Genomic DNA, 20,302 nt, shown 5'->3' on the forward strand with positions numbered 1-20,302 from the left:
CCTGTTTTCTTTTTACTTCTTAACTTGGTTCATTACTTCTTCAGCAAAGTTATCTTGACGTTTCTCGATTCCTTCACCAACTTCGTAGCGAACGAAGCTCTTCACTGTTGCACCTTTAGATTCAACAAATTTGCGAACCTTTTGATCTGGGTCTTTAACGAAGCTTTGGTCAAGAAGACAAATGTCTTCGAAGAACTTGCTTAAACGGCCTTCAACCATTTTCGCTACGATATTTTCAGGCTTACCTTCATTTAATGCTTGTTGTGTCAATACTTCGCGTTCACGTTCAACTTCCTCAGAAGAAACTTGATCACGTGTTACATATTTAGGATTTACAGCCGCTACGTGCATTGCTACATCCTTAGCGATATCAGAATCTGCTGTGCCGCCAAGTACGGTTAGTACGCCAATACGTCCACCCATATGAAGGTAAGCACCAAATGCGTCACCATCTTCTTTAGTTGCAATTTCGTAACGACGAAGTGATAGTTTTTCACCAATTTTTGCGATTGCAGCATTAATATATTCGGAAACAGTTGAACCGTTGTCCATCTTTTGTTCTAATGCTTCTTCAACATTCGCTGGCTTTTTCGCTAAAAGATGAGCAGCTAATTCTTTTACTAGAGTTTGGAAACCTTCATTTTTTGCAACGAAGTCTGTTTCGGAGTTAACTTCCAAGATAACTGCCTCATTACCTGAAACTTCAATAGAAGTTAAACCTTCAGCAGCAATACGATCGCCTTTCTTCGCAGCCTTTGCAATACCTTTTTCACGAAGGTAGTCAATTGCTTTTTCCATATCTCCATCAGTTTCTGTAAGAGCCTTCTTACAGTCCATCATACCTGCTCCAGTTTTTTCACGGAGCTCTTTTACCATTTGTGCAGTAACTGCCATTATGTTTTCCTCCTTATTTGCCACTATGTATTAGTTCCAATTATACAAATTAATAGCTTAGACATACTGTTTCTATTATGACTTAAAAAACAAAATCAAATGCGCAATGGCGTATTTGCGCCCGATTTTTTTCGAGCTTGCCTCGAAAAATTTCCTTTGAAAAATCGTGGCATCCGCCAGAGGCTTTAACTTTATTCAGACAAATTTTGTACTTTGACTGAATAGTAATTTTTTATTCATCCCCCACTTGGTGGAGTAAGGGACTTCTACTGAATAAAGTTAATATTAATTCTTAAAAAAGGTGATAAAAGGCATAACCCTCTTATCACCTTTCGCTCATTAAGCAGATGTTTCTTCACCTTGTTTAGCTTCTAGGATAGCGTCTGCCATTTTTCCTGTTAAAAGCTTAACCGCACGAATTGCATCATCGTTTGCAGGGATTACATAATCAATTTCATCTGGATCACAGTTTGTATCAACGATACCTACGATCGGAATGTTTAACTTATGAGCTTCTGCAACCGCAATACGCTCTTTGCGAGGGTCGATAATGAATAAAGCATCTGGTAATTGCTTCATATCTTTAATTCCGCCTAAGAATTTCTCAAGACGTTCTAATTCTTTCTTAAGCTGAACAACTTCTTTCTTTGGTAAAACATCAAAAGTACCGTCTTCTTGCATTTTTTCAATGTCTTTAAGACGCTTGATACGCTTTTGAATTGTTTCAAAGTTTGTTAAAGTACCACCTAACCAACGTTGGTTAACAAAGTACATTCCAGAACGCTCAGCTTCTTCTTTAACAGAATCTTGAGCTTGCTTTTTTGTACCAACAAAAAGCATTGTTCCACCGTTACCTGCTAATTCCTTAACGAAATTATATGCTTCTTCAACCTTCTTAACTGTTTTTTGAAGGTCAATGATGTAGATTCCGTTACGCTCTGTAAAGATGTAACGCTTCATTTTTGGGTTCCAACGGCGTGTTTGGTGACCGAAGTGAACACCAGCTTCAAGCAATTGCTTCATAGAAATTACTGACATGGTAAATCCTCCTAATGGTTTCTTGTCCTCCGTTCATATCATCTTTAAGCAAAACTGTCATAACAGCACCAATGCTTAAATCTATGAACGTGTGTATTAACACCAAAAATTAATATAACATAATCGAAACATAGGGGTCAAGAAAAATTAGTTGTTTTGACGAAATTTGTGTAAAAGTTCTATTTCAGTTTTCCCCTTATTTAATTTTCTTGCAATTTCCTCATAAGACAAGCCAAGCTTTATAAGGTGATCGATATCTTTAACAATGGAGTCTTTATTATTTTCATCTTTCACTTGTGTTTTTTGAATTTTTTCATTTTCTGCTATATCTATCATTATCGCTTTTTCCTTATCCTGAAAAGAAGGCAGAAGGTCATTTAGATCATCAGAGGTTAATTCGGGCTCTATAATATGGATTGATGCCTTACTATTAGCCTCTGGTGTATGTTTCACATCTTTGATTCGAGATAAAAAGACTTCATTTTCCTCTTTGATTTCCATTACATATGAGGTAATTACATTTTCAAATTCTTTAAGTAAGCGTTCTTGTTTCATTTCAACATCTTTTAGTTGCGTAATCTTCAGGTATAAAAAAATAATTAAAAAAAAGGCGACTGCAAGTAACGCAAAGCTAAGTATAAATAATATGGTAGTCATTCCATTCCCTCTATCCCACTATATCAATAAAATTACCCTTGTATGGATGTTGCTCCTTCTCTTCATCAGGATTTTGCGTTTTTTGCGAAGGCTGTTTTGCAAAAGGGTTTGATGAGTCATCCTTATGTATTTGCGCGTTTTCGGTTTTATTGTTTTCGTTCACTTTTGTTCGATTTCTTTTCTCCAACTTTTCATTTTCCGAAGAAATATGGTCTTGCATATGCTGTCCACGCATCATCAGTTGTTCATGAATCTTCCCTGCATCTAGAGTTCTTGGAATGGCAACTTGTAATTCAATTAATTTTAGACTCAATTATTTTCACTTCTTCCGATTTTTAATTTTCAGAATAGATGTCTATTGAAATCTCATTGTTAACTAGTTGCGCTTTAACTTGGTGAAAGAGTTGATTTATGATCCTTTTATATTTTCCAAATTGTACATAGACATTTGGATACAGATTGCCAATAGCAACTATATTATTTGCAGCAGTTTCCTTCTGTTTTGATGAAAGTTCGCTTAATTCAGATTCAAGTAACTCTAATTTCTTTGTTAGTTCGGTTTGGGTGAGTTTATCTCTTTTTAGTAGTAATATTTCATCTTCTGATAGAGTTGATGTCCTTTTGTATTTTTCTGCTAATTTCTGAAGGATAAGTAAAACTTTTTGAAGTTGGGCTTTTATTGTATCCATTTCCTTACGAATCCGTTTTTCTTCTTCGAAAAGATTATTATTAGTTCCAATTTGAATCTCTGTTTTCGTATGTAATGCATTTCCGATGTCCTTAGCCCTAACATGTGTGCCAGCTGATATGAGTCCACCAATAATGCTCCCGGTCAAGGATTGAACATTTTCTCCGGCGATGCAGACACTATGTAAAATTGTACCATTTGCTTCGATATTCTTTCCTGCATATACTTGGCATTGATTTATATATGATGCAATGATGTCTCCTTTGGCATGGATCGATGCTTTTGCAAACCCGACAATCCCGCCTGATATATATATGGAGCCCCCTGCCTCTAATTGCGCTCCTTCAACTAGGCCATAGATCGAAATGTCACCTCCTGCTTTGACGACATAGTCGCTTGGTACATTCCCTCTAATAGTCACATTCCCAATAAAATCAATATTCCCGATTTTTAGGTTTAAGTCCCCATTTACTTCATATACAGGAAGAACATTAATCTTTTTTCCCAATAGACTAAGTTGTCCGTCGGCCGTGGCATAGAGCTTCCCATTTGTTTCAGCAATGTTTTTACCTAATGTTAGCGGAAATGGTTTTCCCTTTATAGCTGATATAGGCTGTCCTAATACATTTCTTCCGGGAATTCCAGGCTTGCTTGGATAAATCGTCGCCACAAGATGCCCGGCTTTTACGGATGGTATTTGCCTTACATTTCGAAAATTAAATACCTCATTAGATTGAATATCCTGTTTTATTTCGACTGATTCTAGCTTTATAAAACCGTCTTCCCCTTTTTGGGGAGCCTCGCCCTCGGCAATTAATAATGGAAAAGCTATGTCATCCAAATCCGCAATCATATTTGAAATGACTTCTTTCTTTACTCCAAACGAAATTCCGTTTTTGGACAGCAAAGAATAAACGTCGGACTCTTCAATTTTATGAGGTGCAGATTCTTTAATGACGTTGAGGTGAACAGTTAATTTATCTTTGGATATTAGAAGTTCGATTTCAGCCACAGTCCTCCCGCCTTTTGAATGAACAATTTTAATGAATGTGCTTTTGTAAAATAGCCTTCAGCTTATAGAGGGCTTTTGAGTGAATTTGTGATATTCTTGATGTAGACAAACCCATAACCTGTCCAATTTCAGTTAATGTAAGCTCTTCTTTATAAAATAAACTAATGATTAACTGCTCTTTTTCATTTAATTGTTGGATGACATCGATTAATTGATTGAGTACTTCTTTTTTTATGATATGTTCTTCTGGTGTTAAGGTCTTTTCATCCTTTATCGAAAGGTGCGATTTTTCACTGCCATCGTCTTCAAGAGGAGTGTCGTCCATAGAAAGTACATTTGCAAAGAAGCCTTCATTCATTGTATGATAAACATCCTCTTCACTCATCTCAACTTCAACAGCGATTTCTGAAATTGACACGTTTCGCATTAGTTTTTGTTCAAGTTTTTCGATAGCAGCTTCCACTTTTTTTGTTTTTTCTCTTGAGCTTCTAGGTAACCAGTCTTCCTTTCTAAGGCCATCTAATATCGCTCCTCGAATTCGAAAGGAGGCATATGTATCGAACTTTAAGTCACGGGAAGGATCGAATTTTTCCAGAGCATCATACAGACCAACCATCCCGAGACTTTTTAACTCATCTTTGTTCACGCTTTTCGGCAACGTGACTGAGATGCGTTGTACATGGTATGAAACCAGTGGCATGTATGTTCTAACTAGGGCATCCCCTGCCTCTACGTCTCTTGAGTCGGTCCATTTCTGCCAATATTCCTGATGATCTGCCGATGATAACCTGGTCATTCTGCTCCTCCTTTACGTTTACTTTTTGATATTTTTTACTCTTTTATATCTCTTTAATTCCTTTATTGACTGTGCGGATTTTTAAAATCGTTGTCACCGGGTCAAATTCGATTGTTCGACCATTGCTTCCGCCAACATCTGATGCAACAAGTATGATATTAAAGCGCTTAAGCTCTGCTTCAACCGCCTCAACATTCCGCGGGCCAATTCTCATAATATCACTGCCGGATTGAAATTGAAACATTTGGGCTCCGCCTGCAATTTTGGCTTTTAAGCTTATTGCACGGCCGCCGATTTTAATAATTTTATGAATAAGTTCTTCTATTGCAGTATCGGCATATTTGGCAATATTCATGTTTTCCGCTTTTGTCAATGCCGAGTTTGGCAGCATGATATGGGCTAGTCCTGCTACCTTTTTTGCCTGGTCATAAATGACAACTCCAACGCAGGAACCTAATCCAGATGTTCGGATTAAGTCTGGTGCAGTAATGACATTCATGTCAGCTATCCCAACCTTAATGACTTGTGACGACTCAATCATCTATTTGAACTCCCAAAGCAGCGAATATTTTTTCAAATGAATCAGGATCCGGCAACAGCAAAAACTGCCCATTTATATTGTTGTTAGTAGGATTTTCATTTTCATTAATTTCTGTTTCAATGACTATTGCAAAATCACTTTCCTGCGAAAGTTCTATTAAGCCATAACCGATAATTGCACCCACCATATCTATTGAAAAGCCGGGCACAGAGGGATACAAATTTAACTGTGTAAAATCTGATAATGATGTGAGATAAGAGCCTGACAAAATATTTCCAACTTCCTGAAAAGCTGATATCCCCATTTCATTTTGGGAGTCACTCTCAAATGAGAAGCTTTTATCAAAAATTAAATCCTGTATTAATTTTGTTGCTTGTGGGAGCTGCAAAATAAAGAACATATTTCCAGTTAGGTCTCCTTCAATCCTTAGGAAAATACCGGCAACAATATTTTCAGCACCTCCAGCAAACTCCATCATTTCGTCAAATGAAACGATTCTCACATTCGGAACTTTCATATCAATTTTTCGATTTAGAAGTTTCGACAAAGCCGTAGCTGAATGTCCAGCTCCAATATTTCCAATCTCTTTTAAAATATCTAAATGTGTGGAATTAATACGCCCGAAAAATGACATAACAATTACCCTTCCATCTTATCCATTACTAACCTTGGATTAAGAACTTTTTCTAGATTTAGTAAGATGAGCAGTCTTTTCTCTAGTTTTGCTACTCCTTCTAAGTATTCCACTTCAACACTACCGACAATCTCTGGTGGTGGCTCTATTGCATCAACTGGAATATCCATAACATCATTTGCCGTATCGACAATTAATCCGACCTCTACATCTTCTGTCGCTACAATAATGATCCTTGAACTGTCCGTATATTCTGTTTCATCCATTCCAAAGCGTGTTCTTAAATCAATAATCGGAGTAACGACCCCTCTTAGATTAATTACACCCTTAACAAATGATGCTGTTCTTGGAACACGGGTTATATGCTGTACTTTTTCAATGGACCGCACTTGAGAAACCGGAATTCCGTATTCTTCATCTTGAAGTGAAAATACAATTACTTTTAACATTGTTGCTTGTTCAGACATTTTTTCTCCCCCTTTACCGACTATTGTTTATTTGATTAACGCATTACAATCGACAATTAAAGCAACTTGACCATCACCTAGTATGGTTGCTCCAGAAATTGCAAACACATTTGATAAATAGTTTCCTAGCGATTTCAATACAACTTCCTGTTGCCCTATGAAAGAATCGACAATAAGCCCAGCTGATTTATCAGCTTTTTTCACAATTACAATAGAAACGTACTCATCCTCATCGGTTGAGGATGGGACTTCAAAAATTCCCTTTAAATTTACCAATGGTATAACCTTACCTCTAAAATCAATAACCTTTTGATTATGAGCATGAAGGATCTCACTCTTTTTGATGATTGCTGTTTCGATAATCGAGGAAAGTGGTATTGCATATTTTTCATTTTGTACTTCAACTAGCATGACAGATATAATTGATAATGTTAAAGGTAGTTGAATTGAAAATACAGAGCCTTTTCCAACCGCAGAACGAATCGTAATTGAGCCGCCTAGTGATTCAATTGTATTCTTTACCACATCCAGCCCAACACCACGTCCAGACACATCCGAAATCTTTTCAGCGGTAGAAAAACCTGAAGAGAATATAAAGTCAAATACTTGGCTGTCCGTTAAGGTTTCCGCGGATTTCGCTGTAATTATTTCTTTGTTTATAGCCTTTTGAATGATTTTTTCACGACTAATTCCAGCACCATCATCTTCAATTTCAATGAAAACATGATTTCCACTGTGATAGGCTCGCAGGATAACTGTACCTTCTTCGTGTTTTCCATTTTGTACTCTGACAGTCGGGGTTTCAATCCCATGATCAAGGGCATTACGCAAAAGATGTACAAGTGGATCACCAATTTCATCGATTACAGTACGATCTAATTCCGTTTCCGCTCCAATAATTTGCAGATTTATTTTTTTATGCAGATCTTTCGCCAACTGGCGTACCATACGTGGAAAACGATTAAAGACAGTTTCAACAGGAACCATTCTCATGGTCAAAATTATGTTTTGTAAATCTCCTGAAATTCGCGACATTCTTTCAACCGTTTCATTTAGCTCAGAATGATTTAGATCCCTGGAGATTTGCTCTAATCGTCCTCTATCAATAACTAATTCTTCAAATAGATTCATAAGGATATCAAGTCGTTCAATATTGACCCTGATTGTCTTATGATTACCATTCTTGTTATTTGATTTGGCAGAATGATTTTCTTCCTTTTCAAGTTTTGACTGTTCATCTGGAACAACAAGTGTAGTGGCAACTTCCTTTTTTGCTTGAATTTGTTCTTGTGGTTCATTCTTGTATGAATCCAGTTGGAATTCTTGAACTATTACTCTATCGATTTCAGATACTTTCATAATTCGTTTCTTGACATTTTCAGCCATTTCGGTTGAAACAAGTGTTACTGCAAACTCATTTTGAAACAACTCTTCCTCTAATTGATCGACAGAAGGAATAGATTTAATGATTTCCCCAACTTGTTCAAGGACCTCAAATACCATAAATACACGAGCGGCTTTTAATAAACAATCCTCTCTAAGAATAATTGTAATTTCATAACAGTTAAAGCCTTGTTCCTTTGATTGTTGGATAACTGTTAACTCAAAATCATCGTAAGTATTTTTACCCGGCGCATGATTTTCATCTGTTATTATCTCTACTGAGACAGTTGTATCTTCAACCTTAATATCTTCTCCACTTTCAATTTTCTTCAATAAATACACGACATCTGAAACATCTTTTTTACCGTCTCCACCGTCTGCAATTGAAAAAATCATTTCCTCCAAATAATCAACTGCTTTGAAAACAATATCTAAAAGTGATGGAGATACGTTTATTTTATTATTTCGAATACCATCAAGGACATTTTCCATTTGATGTGTGAGACTTGCCAAATCATCATATCCCATTGTCGCTGACATTCCCTTTAATGTATGTGCCGAGCGAAAAATTTCATTAACAATAGAAATATTTTCAGGGTCTTTTTCCAATTCTAATAAATGCTCATTACAAGCCTGAAGATGTTCTTTGCTTTCTTCGATAAACACTTCTAAATATTGATCCATATCCATCAGCTAACACCCCTTTACTTATGTAAGGCTAAGTATAGTACCTGCTATATTCTCTAAATTTTCGACTTTATCAATCAAATGTGTTTCGATTGCCGACTTTGGCATACCAAAAACGATGGATGTTTCTTGTGATTCAGCAATGGAAACAACTTGTCCGCTCTCTTTCAGTTTCTTCAGTCCATATGATCCATCAGTACCCATTCCGGTCATAATAACGGATATTTTTTGAATCCCTTTAATTTCACCAATTGATTCAAATAAGACATCAACAGATGGCCTATGACCATTTCGACTTTCACCTTCATCAATATTCACAGCTAATGAGGTGCCAATCTTTTTTATTCTCATATGATGGCCACCAGGAGCGATATAAGCTGTTCCAGCATTTAAAAATTCTCCATTCTCAGCTTCTTTAACCGTTATCTCACATAAACTATTTAGTCTATCAGCTAACGATTTCGTAAATCCCGCTGGCATGTGCTGAACAATAACAATTGGTGCAGGATAATTTTTTGGAAAATCAGGGAGAACTTGTTGTAATGCTCTCGGTCCCCCAGTAGAGGTACCCATACACACTATTTTTTTATAGTTTCTATTTGGCTCTAGTACTATTTTACTATATTCTTCATTTCTTCTTGTAAACGTTTCTTGAATTTTTAGTGGATTTTTAAGCTTAACCACGTTAATTTTTCCAGCATTTAGCACTTTTGTCACAATTTCATTCCTAATAAGATGAAGATCAATGGATATTGGACCTGATGGTTTTTGAATAAAGTCAACTGCACCATACTGTATCGCAAGTAATGTGTTTTCTGCGCCTTCTTTAGTTGTACTTGAAAGCATTACAACCGGACGAGGGGCATCATTCATAATTCGCCGCAATGTTTCTATACCATTCATTTCAGGCATTTCTATATCTAATGTTACGACATCAGGATTAAGCTCTTTAATTTTAGTCAATGCATCGATTCCGTTTCTTGCAGTGCCAACAACATGAATCCTTGAATCTTCCTGAAGGAAATTTGAAATGAGTTTCCGCATAAATGCTGAATCGTCTACAATAAGAACATTAATTTTTTTCATCACAAAGCTCCTATCTACCACGTACGAAAAAACGCTGTAACTTTGATATAAAGGATGTGTGTTGATTCTTGTCGTGATTTTGTCCGTTATTTTTATATAAATAGTTTTTGCAAATATCATGTAAGTTTTTGCTGATTACGGATTTTGGGGCATATATCAAAAACGGCTCTTGATGACTCACAGCTTTTTGGACGGTTTTGTCATCAAGTAAAACACCCAATACCATGACTTCCTTAACCAGAAACTGGAAGACAGCTTGCTTTAATCTTTTAAGGGTTTGCATGCCTTCGGTTTCATTTTCTGCACGATTAACAAGTAAGTATAAAGGAATAGATTGGTCAAACATACAGATATATTTCATCGCTGAATATGCATCTGTAATTGCCGTTGGCTCAGGTGTAGTTACTACAAAAATTTCATCCATGGCCATGAGAAATTTTACATTCTCCTCTGTCATTCCTGCACCCATATCAAAAATAACGTAGTCATAATCATTGAGAACGATTTGCAATTGTTCCGTCAAAAACTCTGATTTCTTTTCATCAAGCTTAAAAAGATTTGGTAACCCATTTCCGCCTGCAATATAATCAATTCCTTCAGGTCCCTTGATAAGCAAATCTTTAATCGTAAGATTATTTTCAAATAAATCAACAATCGTATGGTGAGCGGTAATTCCCATCAAAATATCAATATTTCCCATCCCGATATCCATATCAAAAAGCAAGACTTTCTTGCCAAATTGCGATAAAGAAATAGAAAAATTTAGGGAGAGATTAGATTTTCCAACCCCGCCTTTACCACTGATTACAGCTATTGTCTTCGGTTGATCTTGTTCGTCATTCATCGATGCTAGCTTTTTACGAAGAGTTGTAGCTTGGTCTATCATGATTCATCGACTCCAAGGGTAGTATTAGCAATTAAGGAAGGTGAAGCTTTGACAATATCATCTGGCACATTTTGTCCATTTGTTAAGTATGCAACACCAATGCCAGAATCGACTATTAAATTCACCATTGCTCCATAGTTTGCTGTTTCATCCACTTTTGTAAAGATAAATTTAGAGATCGTAATTTTGGAAAATTGATTATAAATCATTTTCATGTCATTCATTTTTGAGGTTAAGGAAAGAACTAAAAACGTCTCCATATCATTTGAAAAATGAATTAGATCATTTAAATCATCAATATATTTTTCATTCCTGAAGTTTCTACCGGCTGTATCAATAAAAACAACATCATAATTCTTATAGGTTTCCTTTGCCTTTTTAAAGTCCTCAAAGGAATAACATACCTCAACAGGTGCACCTAAGATTTTCGCGTACGTTTTTAATTGCTCAATGGCGGCAATCCGAAATGTATCGGTTGTAATAAAAGCAATCCTTTTTTTATCCTTTAACATACAATCTGCAGCTATTTTTGCAATGGTTGTTGTTTTACCAACACCAGTCGGTCCAACCACATTTATATATTTTTTTTGATAGGTTAAACCACCGTAATTAACGTTAGAAATTTTTGAAATAATACATTCCTTAGTCCAATTTTTTATGTCTTCAAATGAAGCTTTTTCGGATGTAAGGTACCATTTTTCCATTAGTCTCGACATGATTTCTTTTCGAACCGACGCTTCAACTTCTTGTTGTTGAAGTAATTGATTTATTTCCTGAAGGGGTCCCGTATATGGGTTAATATCAGAGGATATTTCCTTCACAGCAGCTTTTAGCTCATTAATTTCTTTTAGTAGTTCTGGAGAAGGATCATGAGACTCCTTTGCTTCATATTTTGTAATGGGCTCACTAACCACCGGTTTAGATTGCACGATTGGGTTGTCGGTTACAGGTACTTTTCGTTCCTTTTCTTTAGGCTGCAACATTTGCTTTCTTGGAATCTCTGGATCAATAGCCGCAATTACTTCAAAATTCTTTTTCCGAAAAAGACCGAAAAAACCTTGTGTTTGAACAATTTTTGAATTTAATATTACTGCTTCACTACCTAATTCGGAACGGATCATTTTCATCGCTTCCGGCATGGAAGGCGCAATGTACTTTTTCACCTTCAATCTACATTCACCACCCCAACACTTTGAACTTCCACATTTGCCTCAAGCTCATTATAGGAAAGGACAGGAACCTGCGGAAAATATCGTTCAATTAATTGTCTTACATACATTCTGACAGCAGGTGAGCATAATAAAATCGGAGTCTGCTCTTGGATGCTAACCGTTTCGATTTGTTTGGCAATGGATTCAATGATGGACCCGGACACACTTGGGTCGATTGATAAATAGTTTCCATGCTCTGTTTGTTGAACACCATCTGCAACGAACTTTTCAACCCTACCAGAGAGGGTCACAACCTTCATTGTTTCTCCTTGGACAATGTATTGATTTGTTATCTGCCTAGCAAGGGCTTGTCTTACATATTCTGTTAATAAATCAGTATCGGTGGTCATTCGGCCAAAATCAGCTAAGGTTTCGAAAATAATCGGTAAGTTTCGAATTGAAACATTTTCCTTTAATAATTTTGCTAATACCTTCTGAACATCACCAACTGAAAGTGGATTTGGTGTAACTTCATCCACTAAAATTGGGTATGATTCTTTTAAATGATCAATTAATTGCTTCGTTTCTTGTCTTCCAAGTAATTCAAAAGCATTTCTTCTAATGACTTCCGTAATATGTGTGGATACAACCGATGGAGGATCAACTACTGTATATCCCTGCATTTCTGCCTGGTCCTTCATATCTTCTGAAATCCACTTTGCTGGCAATCCAAATGATGGCTCTATGGTATCAATTCCATCAATCGAATTATCATCATAGCCAGGGCTCATCGCCAAGAAATGGTCAAGCAACAGTTCGCCTCTTGCCATTTCACTGCCTTTTATTTTCAAGCGGTACTCATTAGGCTGTAATTGAATATTATCCCTTATCCTAACGACTGGTATGACTAAACCTAATTCAATCGCTAATTGTCTTCTGATCATGACGATTCGGTCTAAAATATCTCCACCTTGATTTGTGTCAGCCAACGGAATCAAACCGTATCCAAACTCAAACTCGATCGGATCAACATTTAATAAATTAACAACACTTTCAGGACTTTTCAGATCCTCAACTTGCACTTCTTCTTCCGTATCTGGTTCTAACTGTATCTCCTGGTCCTTACCTTTTGAAATCATAAATCCACCAAGAGCTAAAAAACTTGAAATAGATATGGTTAATAAATCATGAATCGGTGTAAATAAACCTAATAGGAAAATTGTACCTGCCGTCACATATAGCATTTTAGGATAAGCAAATAATTGCTTTGTTATATCCGCTCCTAAATTCCCTTCTGATGCAGCACGAGTAACAACAATCCCAGTTGCGGTAGAAATTAATAATGCGGGAATTTGACTCACGAGTCCATCCCCAATTGTTAATAATGTAAACTTTGACAGAGATTCTTGAAAGCCTAGTCCATGCTGTGTCATTCCAATAATGAAGCCAAAAATTAAGTTGATAAGAACAATGATAATACCAGCAATCGCATCTCCTTTTACGAATTTACTCGCCCCGTCCATTGCTCCGTAAAAGTCGGCTTCTCTACTTACTTTGTCACGGCGGGTGCGTGCTTCAGTATCAGAAATCATCCCAGCATTCAAATCAGCATCGATACTCATTTGCTTTCCTGGCATTGCATCTAGTGTAAAACGTGCGGCAACTTCAGAGACACGCTCAGAACCTTTTGTAATAACGATAAATTGAATAACAACGAGGATTAGAAAGACAACGAATCCAACCAAAATATTTCCGCCGACAACGAAGGTACCAAAGGTATGAACAACTCCACCGGCATCCCCTGTTGACAGAATCGACCTTGTTGTTGAAACATTTAAGCCTAATCTAAATAGAGTAAGAAGAAGTAATAAAGATGGAAAGATTGAAAATTGAAGTGGTTCCTGCATATTCATTGAAGTTAAAAGGACCAACAATGCAAGAGAAATATTAATGATAATGAGGATACTAAGCATCCAAGATGGAAATGGAATAATAAGCATCGCAACAATTAAGATGACACTTAATAAAACGGATAAATCTCTTGCTCGCATTGTTTTCTCTCCTTTAAGTCAAAAAAGCAAAAGTGATGGTGATAACTGGGTAATCTTTTAAAAATTGGTTAAACCTTCTCTTTTAGGCGGTACACATAGGCAAGAATTTCAGCTACTGCTTTAAAATATTCCTCGGGAATGGCATCCCCGATCTCTGCCCCAGCAAAAAGAGCCCTTGCAAGCGGTCTGTTTTCAATCGTTGTAATTTCATGCTCTTTGGCAATTTCCTTAATCCTTCCGGCAATAAAATCTACACCCTTTGCGACAACAAATGGCGCATCCATTTTTGACTCATCATATTTGAGCGCAACCGCATAATGAGTTGGGTTGGTAATAATTACATCGGCCTTTGGTACTTCTTGCATCATACGACTCATTGCCATTTCACGTTGTTTCTGCTTTATTTTAGATTTGATTAGTGGGTCTCCTTCTGTCTTTTTATATTCATCCTTAATATCCTGTTTTGACATTCTTATATTTTTTTCATAATCAAAGCGTTGATAGAGATAATCAAGGAATGATAAGAATAATAGTGCCCCACCTGCAAACAACCCCATCTGAACAGTTAGTTTTGCTAACACAATCAGCGCTGCCCCAACAGTTTTCTGGGATAGAGATAAAATATCTTCCAAACGAAACCAGAGAATCGCAAATGTCACACCACCTACAATGACTATTTTTAAGATAGATTTTATCATCTCAACAAGCGCACGTATCGAATAAATTCGCTTAAATCCTTGGATTGGGTCAAGCTTATTTAATTTCATCTGAATAGCTTCAGCTGAAAATAAAAAACCAACCTGCATTAGGTTTGCTGCTATCCCAGCGATAAGTGCAACAATCATGATCGGTGCTAAGATAATCGCAGCTTCTAATGATAACTCGATAAAAATTTCCTGTACACTCTGTTCAGTTGGAGTAATTGTTAAATAATCAAGAAATGAATGTTTTAGAAACGTTAATAATCGATTAAAAATAAAGCCTCCAAAAACCATGAGTGTAAAGAAGATCGATAACAATAAGATTGCTGTGTTAACATCTGCACTCTTTGCAACCTGTCCTTTTTTCCTTGTTTCTTGACGTTTTTTAGGAGTGGCTTTTTCTGTTTTTTCACCTGCAAAAAATTGTAGGTTAAGACGAACAAAATACATCTAGCTTCCCCCTAAAAGTTGCATTAATCCCCTCATCGTATATAACATATTCTCTACAAGTTTCCCGACAAGCATAAAGATCATCGACATGGCGATGAACATTACAACGAAACTAACCCCTATTTTTAATGGTAGACCAACTACAAATACATTTAACTGCGGCACTGTTCTAGCGACAATTCCTAAGGCAATATCCACCAAAAACAATGCCCCCACGACTGGCATTGACATTTGGAATGCAATAATAAACATTGTGCTAAATGCCTTAATAACAAAATCCAGAACATTTTCATCGCCAAAGGGAAGTGTTGCTTGCTCCATTGGAATGAAATCATAGCTATAAAAAATCCCATCTAATAATAAATGGTGGCCATTGATCGCTAGTAAAAAAAGAAGGGCAAATGTATATAAGTATTGCCCCATTAAAGGACTTTGCGCTCCTGTTTGAGGATCGATTACATTCGCGATAGCAAACCCCATTTGAAAATCAATAAATCCACCGGCAATTTGGATTGCCGCAAAAATCATATAAGCAATTAATCCAATAAGAAGACCAACCATCGCTTCTTTTAAAATCAACATGATAAAATAGCCATCAATTTGGAGAATCGGTTTTTCCATTGACAGGAACATGATCCAAGAAATTAAAAAAGCAATTCCAATCCGATGTGAAGCAGGAAGCGTTCGATAGGAAAACAACGGCATCGTTACAAAGAAGCTTGTTACTCTAACTAAAACAAGTAAAAATGCAGGAAAATAGGTATAAACCTCTGTCATTTTTTCAACCTACAAATCTCGTTAAATTACTAAAAATATCATGTGTATACGCAAGCATCTTTGAAAGCATCCATGGCCCAAAGAACACCAAACCAACAAGGACAGCGATGATTTTTGGAATAAAAGCCAATGTTTGCTCCTGAATCTGTGTGGTCGCCTGGAATACACTCACGATTAGCCCAACGACAAGGGCAACCAATAATAACGGACCACATACCATTAAAGTCGTATATACACCTTTTTCTGCCAATGAAATGACTACCTCAGGATTCACACTGTTCACCTACTTTTTTAGAAGGACTGTAATAAGGATTTAACGATTAAATACCATCCGTCCACAAGAACAAATAAGAGTATTTTAAATGGCAAGGAAATCATAACCGGCGGAAGCATCATCATCCCCATTGACATTAAGATACTCGCTACAACCATATCGATCACAAGGAACGGGATAAAAATCATAAACCCAATTTGAAATGCTGTCTTAAGTTCACTTATCGCAAAGGCCGGAACTAATGCTGTTAATGGAATGTCTTGAATGCTTTCTGGTCTATCTGCTCCAGAGTAATTTAAAAACAATTCCAGATCCTTTTGCCGAGTATGTACACTCATAAACTCCTTAAACGGTACAGCTGCACGGGAATAGGCTTCCTCTAAATTAATTTCCTCATTAAACAATGGCGTTAAAGCTTGATCATTCACTTCACTAAAAGTTGGTGCCATCACAAAAAATGTTAAAAACAATGCAAGTCCAATCATAACCTGATTTGGCGGCATTTGTTGTGTTCCTAAGGAAGTCCTAACAAAAGAAAGTACAACAATAATTCTTGTAAAGCTCGTCATCAAGATCAAAATACCAGGTCCTACTGAAAGAACGGTTAGAAGAAGAAGGAGCTTAACCGATGTCGAAACATTTTCAGGGGCGCTAGTATTAAACAGTTCCATAAACTCATTCATTCTTTGCTAGACTCCTTATTTTCAAGTTGCTCGACAATTTTCTTTCTCCCTTGTTTTAGCTCTGATAATTGTTTTTGCAGCATTGAGGAAAAAAGAGACTGGTCTGAATCCTTCGCTACTTTTCTTTTATCAAGAAAACGGTTAATGAGATCTTTAGGTTGAATCATGGATTCCAATGACGAATTATGTTGTGTGAGTATTTCATTAATTTCTTCTGTATCTTCGATTTCCTTAAGGAGCTGAATGGAATCGCCAACACCTACGACTAGGATCCGCTCTCCAACCTTTACAATTTGAATAGAACGGTTTGTTCCTAAACTAGTACCCCCAAGGTTTTCAATGAACCTTTGCTGATTAAACATACGATTTCTTTTATTAACAAATTTTAATAAAAAATAAATAAGTGCAATAACAAATAATGTTGTAAAAATCATTTTGAAAAAATCGCCAGCTGTTAATTCATTGGCAGGCTGCTGATTTTCAATAGGGTTAGTATCTACATTATCATTGGTTTGATCATTTTGATTTAGAAATCCATCACTAACACTTTTATCGACATGACCTTCTTGGGCTTGAACTGGGAAAGTGACAAGCAAGGCATGAAAGAAAATCAGTGCTAAAAAAACTTTTTTTATTTGTCTCACTATTGTTGCCACTCTCCTGATTGATTAGCTTAAGGTTTTACTGATTGCTTCAATTACGCGGTCTGCTTGAAATGGCTTAACAATAAAATCCTTAGCTCCCGCTTGAATTGCATCAATTACCATCGCTTGCTGTCCCATTGCTGAACACATAATGACCTTTGCATTTGGATTGACTTTTTTAATTTCTTTTAAAGCTGTGATCCCATCCATCTCAGGCATCGTAATATCCATTGTTACAAGATCAGGCCGGTGTTCTTTATATTTATCAACTGCCTGTGATCCATCTGCTGCTTCGGCAACAACCTCATAACCATTTTTAGTTAGAATGTCCTTAATCATCATTCTCATAAATGCCGCATCATCTACAATAAGAATTTTATGTGCCATTTGAATTGCCCCCTACATTAATTCAATTTTTTAATTCGATCACTTTGGCTGATGATATCGGTAATTCTGACACCAAAGTTTTCTTCAATTACAACTACCTCACCTTGCGCGATGAGTTTTCCGTTAACTAACACATCAACTGGCTCACCTGCAAGCTTGTCTAACTCAATTATAGAACCCGCTGACAATTCAAGAATCTCTTTAATAGAGCGTTTTGTCCTACCTAATTCCACCGTAACTTGAAGAGGAATATCTAATAACATATTAAGGTTTCTAGATTCAGCTTCCTGTAAATGCACAGATTCAAACTCTGAAAAAACAGCAGGTTGAATTTCTGGCTGTTTTGCATGAGTGCCACCAAGATGCTGTGGACTGCCGGTTGTCGCTGTTTGTGTAATTTCAGGTTGATGATACCGCTGTGTCGTTTGAAATGATGTTTCCATTTGTTGTTCAACATACGGCAATGTATAGCTGGATTGCTGGTCTTGCATCATAACAGCTTCCTGTTGGGCAGGAATCTCCATTGCAGTCGCTGTATTTTCCGACTGAGGGGAGAGCAGCTCTGCAACTAGGTCTTTTGCAAAACCAACTGGAACTAACTGCATAATAGTAGAATCAATTAAATCACCAATTGTTAAACGAAATGATATTTTCACTAACATATCATCGGCAGGAAGCTTCTCAGCTCCTTCACCTTGCTTAATATCAAGTATGTCAATACTTGGTGGAGAAATATCAATTTTCTTACTAAAAACAGTTGACATAGAAGTTGCAGCAGAACCCATCATTTGATTCATTGCCTCTTGAACAGCACTCAATTGTAGTTCCCCTAAGCTTTCCGGTGCAGCAAGACCATTTCCACCTAACATCAAATCAGCAATGATCGCTGCATCACTTTGTTTAATTACTAAAAGATTCGTTCCTGTAAAACCAGCTGTATAGTCAACATAGATTGCCACATATGGGTGCGGAAACTCATCAGCTAGTTCCGAGCTTAGAACAAGGGAAACATTTGGTGTCGTAATTTCAACTTTTTGATTAAGTAATGTGGAAAGTGCAGTAGCCGAACTTCCAAAAGAGATGTTCCCAATCTCTCCAAGCGCATCCTGTTCCATTAAAGATAAAAAATCTTCTACAAGGGGTTTATTATTTGGTACCGGTTCTCTGTTGTCTAAGTCTGCTGTACCTCTTAATAATGCATCAATTTCGTCTTGTGATAGCATATTTCCGTTATTCATCTTCACTGTCCCCCCCTTTAATCTCCTCTAAGATTTGTACGGCTTGTTTCTTATTAACCTTTCCTACCTGAGCATAAAATTTCGGAATCCCTTCCACCTTAAGCTCAATTGGATGTTGGATCATTTTATCAAGTTGTATAGTATCCCCAACATCTAATAACAGGAATTCTTGGATTGCGATATTTGCTGTGCCTAATTCCGCAACAAGCGGAAGTTTTGTATCCTTTAGATTGTTTTGAATAAAAGAAAGCTCTTCATGATTCCGCTCTTTTTTAGGTTTTGATTGCATCCAGTAATGTGCTGATAATTTAGGTATAATTGGCTCAAGGAATACATGTGGAATACAAATATTAATCATTCCGCTTGTTTCACCAATTTGCGTATTAAGTGAAATGACGACCACAGTTTCATTTGGAGAGACCATTTGAAGGAACTGCGGATTCACCTCAAATTCGGTTAAAATTGGATCAACTTCAACCAAATTAGCCCATGCTTCCCTAGCCTGTTCAAACGCTTTTTCAAACATATTACTCATGATTTTTGTTTCAATCTCGGTTAAATTTTCTATTTTATTTATGCCGGTTCCTTTTCCCCCAAGCATCCGATCAAGCATGGCATAGGCAATATTTGGGTTTACCTCCAAGATAATACTGCCTTCCAAAGGAGGCATTTCAAACACATTCAAAATCGTCATATTTGGAATGGAGCGAATAAATTCCTCATAAGGCACTTGGTCTGCTGTCCCAACTGTGATTTGCACATATGTTCGAAGCTGAGCTGAAAAGTAGGTTGTTAATAATCGTGCAAAGTTTTCATGGATCCGAGTAATACTTCGAATTTGATCCTTCGAGAAACGAAGGGCCCTTTTAAAATCGTAAACTTTTACACGTCGTTCACTTTCTTCTCTTTTTAGTTCTTCTGGATTCATTTCACCAGTCGAAAGAGCTGAAAGCAAGGCATCTATTTCGCTTTGGGATAATATTTCACCAGGCAAGGTTCCACCTCCGCTCTTTAGAGGATGTTCAAAAATCGGCCGAAAATGACACATCGAATTTCTTCGTTGTCTTGTTTTTCCGTTGCTCACGTATTAAGTGCATACGCTCCGCTACTCAAAACTGCGCCGCCTTGAAATTCTCGGTCCTTTTCAACCTCCTTTGAACTCTCATTCTTAAGTACT

Annotated in this window: 22 protein-coding genes; all 22 read right to left on the reverse strand. The window is 36.8% G+C overall.

Features of this window, described 5'->3' with window-relative positions:
• Positions 1-12: 12 nt before the first annotated feature.
• A complete protein-coding gene (gene tsf / locus LKW28_RS10865; protein ID WP_229140392.1) occupies positions 13-894 on the reverse strand; it encodes a translation elongation factor Ts in 882 nt (293 codons plus the stop codon).
• 339 nt (positions 895-1,233) lie between these two features.
• Entirely contained in the window at positions 1,234-1,932 is a 699-nt protein-coding gene (gene rpsB / locus LKW28_RS10870; protein ID WP_010282364.1) for a 30S ribosomal protein S2, read from the reverse strand.
• 147 nt (positions 1,933-2,079) lie between these two features.
• Entirely contained in the window at positions 2,080-2,589 is a 510-nt protein-coding gene (locus LKW28_RS10875) for a hypothetical protein (RefSeq protein WP_229140393.1), read from the reverse strand.
• A 10-nt stretch (positions 2,590-2,599) separates the two neighbouring features.
• Positions 2,600-2,902: a hypothetical protein gene (locus tag LKW28_RS10880; RefSeq protein ID WP_229140394.1), complete on the reverse strand. Its 303-nt coding sequence runs from the start codon at positions 2,900-2,902 to the stop codon at positions 2,600-2,602.
• A gap of 22 nt (positions 2,903-2,924) precedes the next feature.
• The gene (locus tag LKW28_RS10885; protein WP_229140395.1) at positions 2,925-4,289 is read right to left on the reverse strand and encodes a DUF342 domain-containing protein; all 1,365 of its coding nucleotides are present in this window, start codon (positions 4,287-4,289) and stop codon (positions 2,925-2,927) included.
• Between the two features lie 28 nt (positions 4,290-4,317).
• Positions 4,318-5,085 (reverse strand): FliA/WhiG family RNA polymerase sigma factor, encoded by a 768-nt coding sequence (locus LKW28_RS10890; RefSeq protein ID WP_229140396.1) that lies wholly within the window; start codon positions 5,083-5,085, stop codon positions 4,318-4,320.
• Positions 5,086-5,128: 43 nt separating this feature from the next.
• Positions 5,129-5,626: a chemotaxis protein CheD gene (locus LKW28_RS10895; RefSeq protein ID WP_267497977.1), complete on the reverse strand. Its 498-nt coding sequence runs from the start codon at positions 5,624-5,626 to the stop codon at positions 5,129-5,131.
• On the reverse strand, positions 5,619-6,260 hold the full coding sequence (locus tag LKW28_RS10900) for a chemotaxis protein CheC (RefSeq protein ID WP_229140397.1): 642 nt from the start codon (positions 6,258-6,260) through the stop codon (positions 5,619-5,621). The genes LKW28_RS10895 and LKW28_RS10900 overlap by 8 nt, the downstream gene beginning before the upstream one ends.
• A 5-nt stretch (positions 6,261-6,265) precedes the next feature.
• Entirely contained in the window at positions 6,266-6,727 is a 462-nt protein-coding gene (locus LKW28_RS10905) for a chemotaxis protein CheW (RefSeq protein WP_229140398.1), read from the reverse strand.
• 27 nt (positions 6,728-6,754) lie between these two features.
• Positions 6,755-8,800 (reverse strand): chemotaxis protein CheA, encoded by a 2,046-nt coding sequence (locus tag LKW28_RS10910; RefSeq protein ID WP_229140399.1) that lies wholly within the window; start codon positions 8,798-8,800, stop codon positions 6,755-6,757.
• 18 nt (positions 8,801-8,818) lie between these two features.
• On the reverse strand, positions 8,819-9,883 hold the full coding sequence (locus tag LKW28_RS10915) for a protein-glutamate methylesterase/protein-glutamine glutaminase (protein ID WP_229140400.1): 1,065 nt from the start codon (positions 9,881-9,883) through the stop codon (positions 8,819-8,821).
• Between the two features lie 10 nt (positions 9,884-9,893).
• The gene (locus LKW28_RS10920) at positions 9,894-10,769 is read right to left on the reverse strand and encodes a MinD/ParA family protein (RefSeq protein ID WP_229140401.1); all 876 of its coding nucleotides are present in this window, start codon (positions 10,767-10,769) and stop codon (positions 9,894-9,896) included.
• A complete protein-coding gene (flhF, locus tag LKW28_RS10925; protein WP_229140402.1) occupies positions 10,766-11,938 on the reverse strand; it encodes a flagellar biosynthesis protein FlhF in 1,173 nt (390 codons plus the stop codon). Before flhF ends, LKW28_RS10920 begins: the two co-directional genes overlap by 4 nt.
• Positions 11,935-13,971, reverse strand: a complete 2,037-nt coding sequence (gene flhA, locus LKW28_RS10930; RefSeq protein ID WP_229140403.1) for a flagellar biosynthesis protein FlhA — start codon at positions 13,969-13,971, stop codon at positions 11,935-11,937. The genes flhF and flhA overlap by 4 nt, the downstream gene beginning before the upstream one ends.
• Positions 13,972-14,039: 68 nt before the next feature.
• Positions 14,040-15,122 carry a flagellar biosynthesis protein FlhB gene (gene flhB / locus LKW28_RS10935; RefSeq protein WP_229140404.1) on the reverse strand — a complete coding sequence of 361 codons (1,083 nt, stop codon included), beginning with the start codon at positions 15,120-15,122 and terminating at the stop codon, positions 14,040-14,042.
• A complete protein-coding gene (fliR, locus tag LKW28_RS10940) occupies positions 15,123-15,899 on the reverse strand; it encodes a flagellar biosynthetic protein FliR (RefSeq protein WP_229140405.1) in 777 nt (258 codons plus the stop codon).
• Between the two features lie 4 nt (positions 15,900-15,903).
• A complete protein-coding gene (gene fliQ, locus LKW28_RS10945; protein WP_229140406.1) occupies positions 15,904-16,173 on the reverse strand; it encodes a flagellar biosynthesis protein FliQ in 270 nt (89 codons plus the stop codon).
• Between the two features lie 17 nt (positions 16,174-16,190).
• Complete coding sequence (fliP, locus tag LKW28_RS10950; protein ID WP_229140407.1) at positions 16,191-16,856, reverse strand: flagellar type III secretion system pore protein FliP; 666 nt, start codon at positions 16,854-16,856, stop codon at positions 16,191-16,193.
• Positions 16,853-17,500, reverse strand: coding sequence for a flagellar biosynthetic protein FliO (gene fliO, locus LKW28_RS10955; RefSeq protein WP_229140408.1), 648 nt, complete (start codon positions 17,498-17,500; stop codon positions 16,853-16,855). Before fliO ends, fliP begins: the two co-directional genes overlap by 4 nt.
• Positions 17,501-17,524: 24 nt before the next feature.
• Complete coding sequence (locus LKW28_RS10960; protein WP_229140409.1) at positions 17,525-17,887, reverse strand: response regulator; 363 nt, start codon at positions 17,885-17,887, stop codon at positions 17,525-17,527.
• Positions 17,888-17,904: 17 nt separating this feature from the next.
• Positions 17,905-19,125 carry a flagellar motor switch phosphatase FliY gene (gene fliY, locus LKW28_RS10965; protein WP_229140410.1) on the reverse strand — a complete coding sequence of 407 codons (1,221 nt, stop codon included), beginning with the start codon at positions 19,123-19,125 and terminating at the stop codon, positions 17,905-17,907.
• On the reverse strand, positions 19,118-20,119 hold the full coding sequence (gene fliM, locus LKW28_RS10970; RefSeq protein ID WP_229140411.1) for a flagellar motor switch protein FliM: 1,002 nt from the start codon (positions 20,117-20,119) through the stop codon (positions 19,118-19,120). The genes fliY and fliM overlap by 8 nt, the downstream gene beginning before the upstream one ends.
• Between the last annotated feature and the right edge of the window lie 183 nt (positions 20,120-20,302).

The organism is Bacillus sp. REN16, assembly GCF_020731355.1.
GTDB lineage: Bacteria > Bacillota > Bacilli > Bacillales > Bacillaceae_L > Ferdinandcohnia.

Excerpts from the sequence above, each read along its gene's own strand:
- tsf (WP_229140392.1), bottom strand. The coding sequence starts at position 894 with ATGGCAGTTACTGCACAAATGGTAAAAGAGCTCCGTGAAAAAACTGGA.
- rpsB (WP_010282364.1), bottom strand. The coding sequence starts at position 1,932 with ATGTCAGTAATTTCTATGAAGCAATTGCTTGAAGCTGGTGTTCACTTC.
- LKW28_RS10875 (WP_229140393.1), bottom strand. The coding sequence starts at position 2,589 with ATGACTACCATATTATTTATACTTAGCTTTGCGTTACTTGCAGTCGCC.
- LKW28_RS10890 (WP_229140396.1), bottom strand. The coding sequence starts at position 5,085 with ATGACCAGGTTATCATCGGCAGATCATCAGGAATATTGGCAGAAATGG.
- LKW28_RS10895 (WP_267497977.1), bottom strand. The coding sequence starts at position 5,626 with ATGATTGAGTCGTCACAAGTCATTAAGGTTGGGATAGCTGACATGAAT.
- LKW28_RS10900 (WP_229140397.1), bottom strand. The coding sequence starts at position 6,260 with ATGTCATTTTTCGGGCGTATTAATTCCACACATTTAGATATTTTAAAA.
- LKW28_RS10905 (WP_229140398.1), bottom strand. The coding sequence starts at position 6,727 with ATGTCTGAACAAGCAACAATGTTAAAAGTAATTGTATTTTCACTTCAA.
- LKW28_RS10910 (WP_229140399.1), bottom strand. The coding sequence starts at position 8,800 with ATGGATATGGATCAATATTTAGAAGTGTTTATCGAAGAAAGCAAAGAA.
- LKW28_RS10915 (WP_229140400.1), bottom strand. The coding sequence starts at position 9,883 with ATGAAAAAAATTAATGTTCTTATTGTAGACGATTCAGCATTTATGCGG.
- LKW28_RS10920 (WP_229140401.1), bottom strand. The coding sequence starts at position 10,769 with ATGATAGACCAAGCTACAACTCTTCGTAAAAAGCTAGCATCGATGAAT.
- flhA (WP_229140403.1), bottom strand. The coding sequence starts at position 13,971 with ATGCGAGCAAGAGATTTATCCGTTTTATTAAGTGTCATCTTAATTGTT.
- flhB (WP_229140404.1), bottom strand. The coding sequence starts at position 15,122 with ATGTATTTTGTTCGTCTTAACCTACAATTTTTTGCAGGTGAAAAAACA.
- fliR (WP_229140405.1), bottom strand. The coding sequence starts at position 15,899 with ATGACAGAGGTTTATACCTATTTTCCTGCATTTTTACTTGTTTTAGTT.
- fliP (WP_229140407.1), bottom strand. The coding sequence starts at position 16,856 with ATGAATGAGTTTATGGAACTGTTTAATACTAGCGCCCCTGAAAATGTT.
- LKW28_RS10960 (WP_229140409.1), bottom strand. The coding sequence starts at position 17,887 with ATGGCACATAAAATTCTTATTGTAGATGATGCGGCATTTATGAGAATG.
- fliY (WP_229140410.1), bottom strand. The coding sequence starts at position 19,125 with ATGAATAACGGAAATATGCTATCACAAGACGAAATTGATGCATTATTA.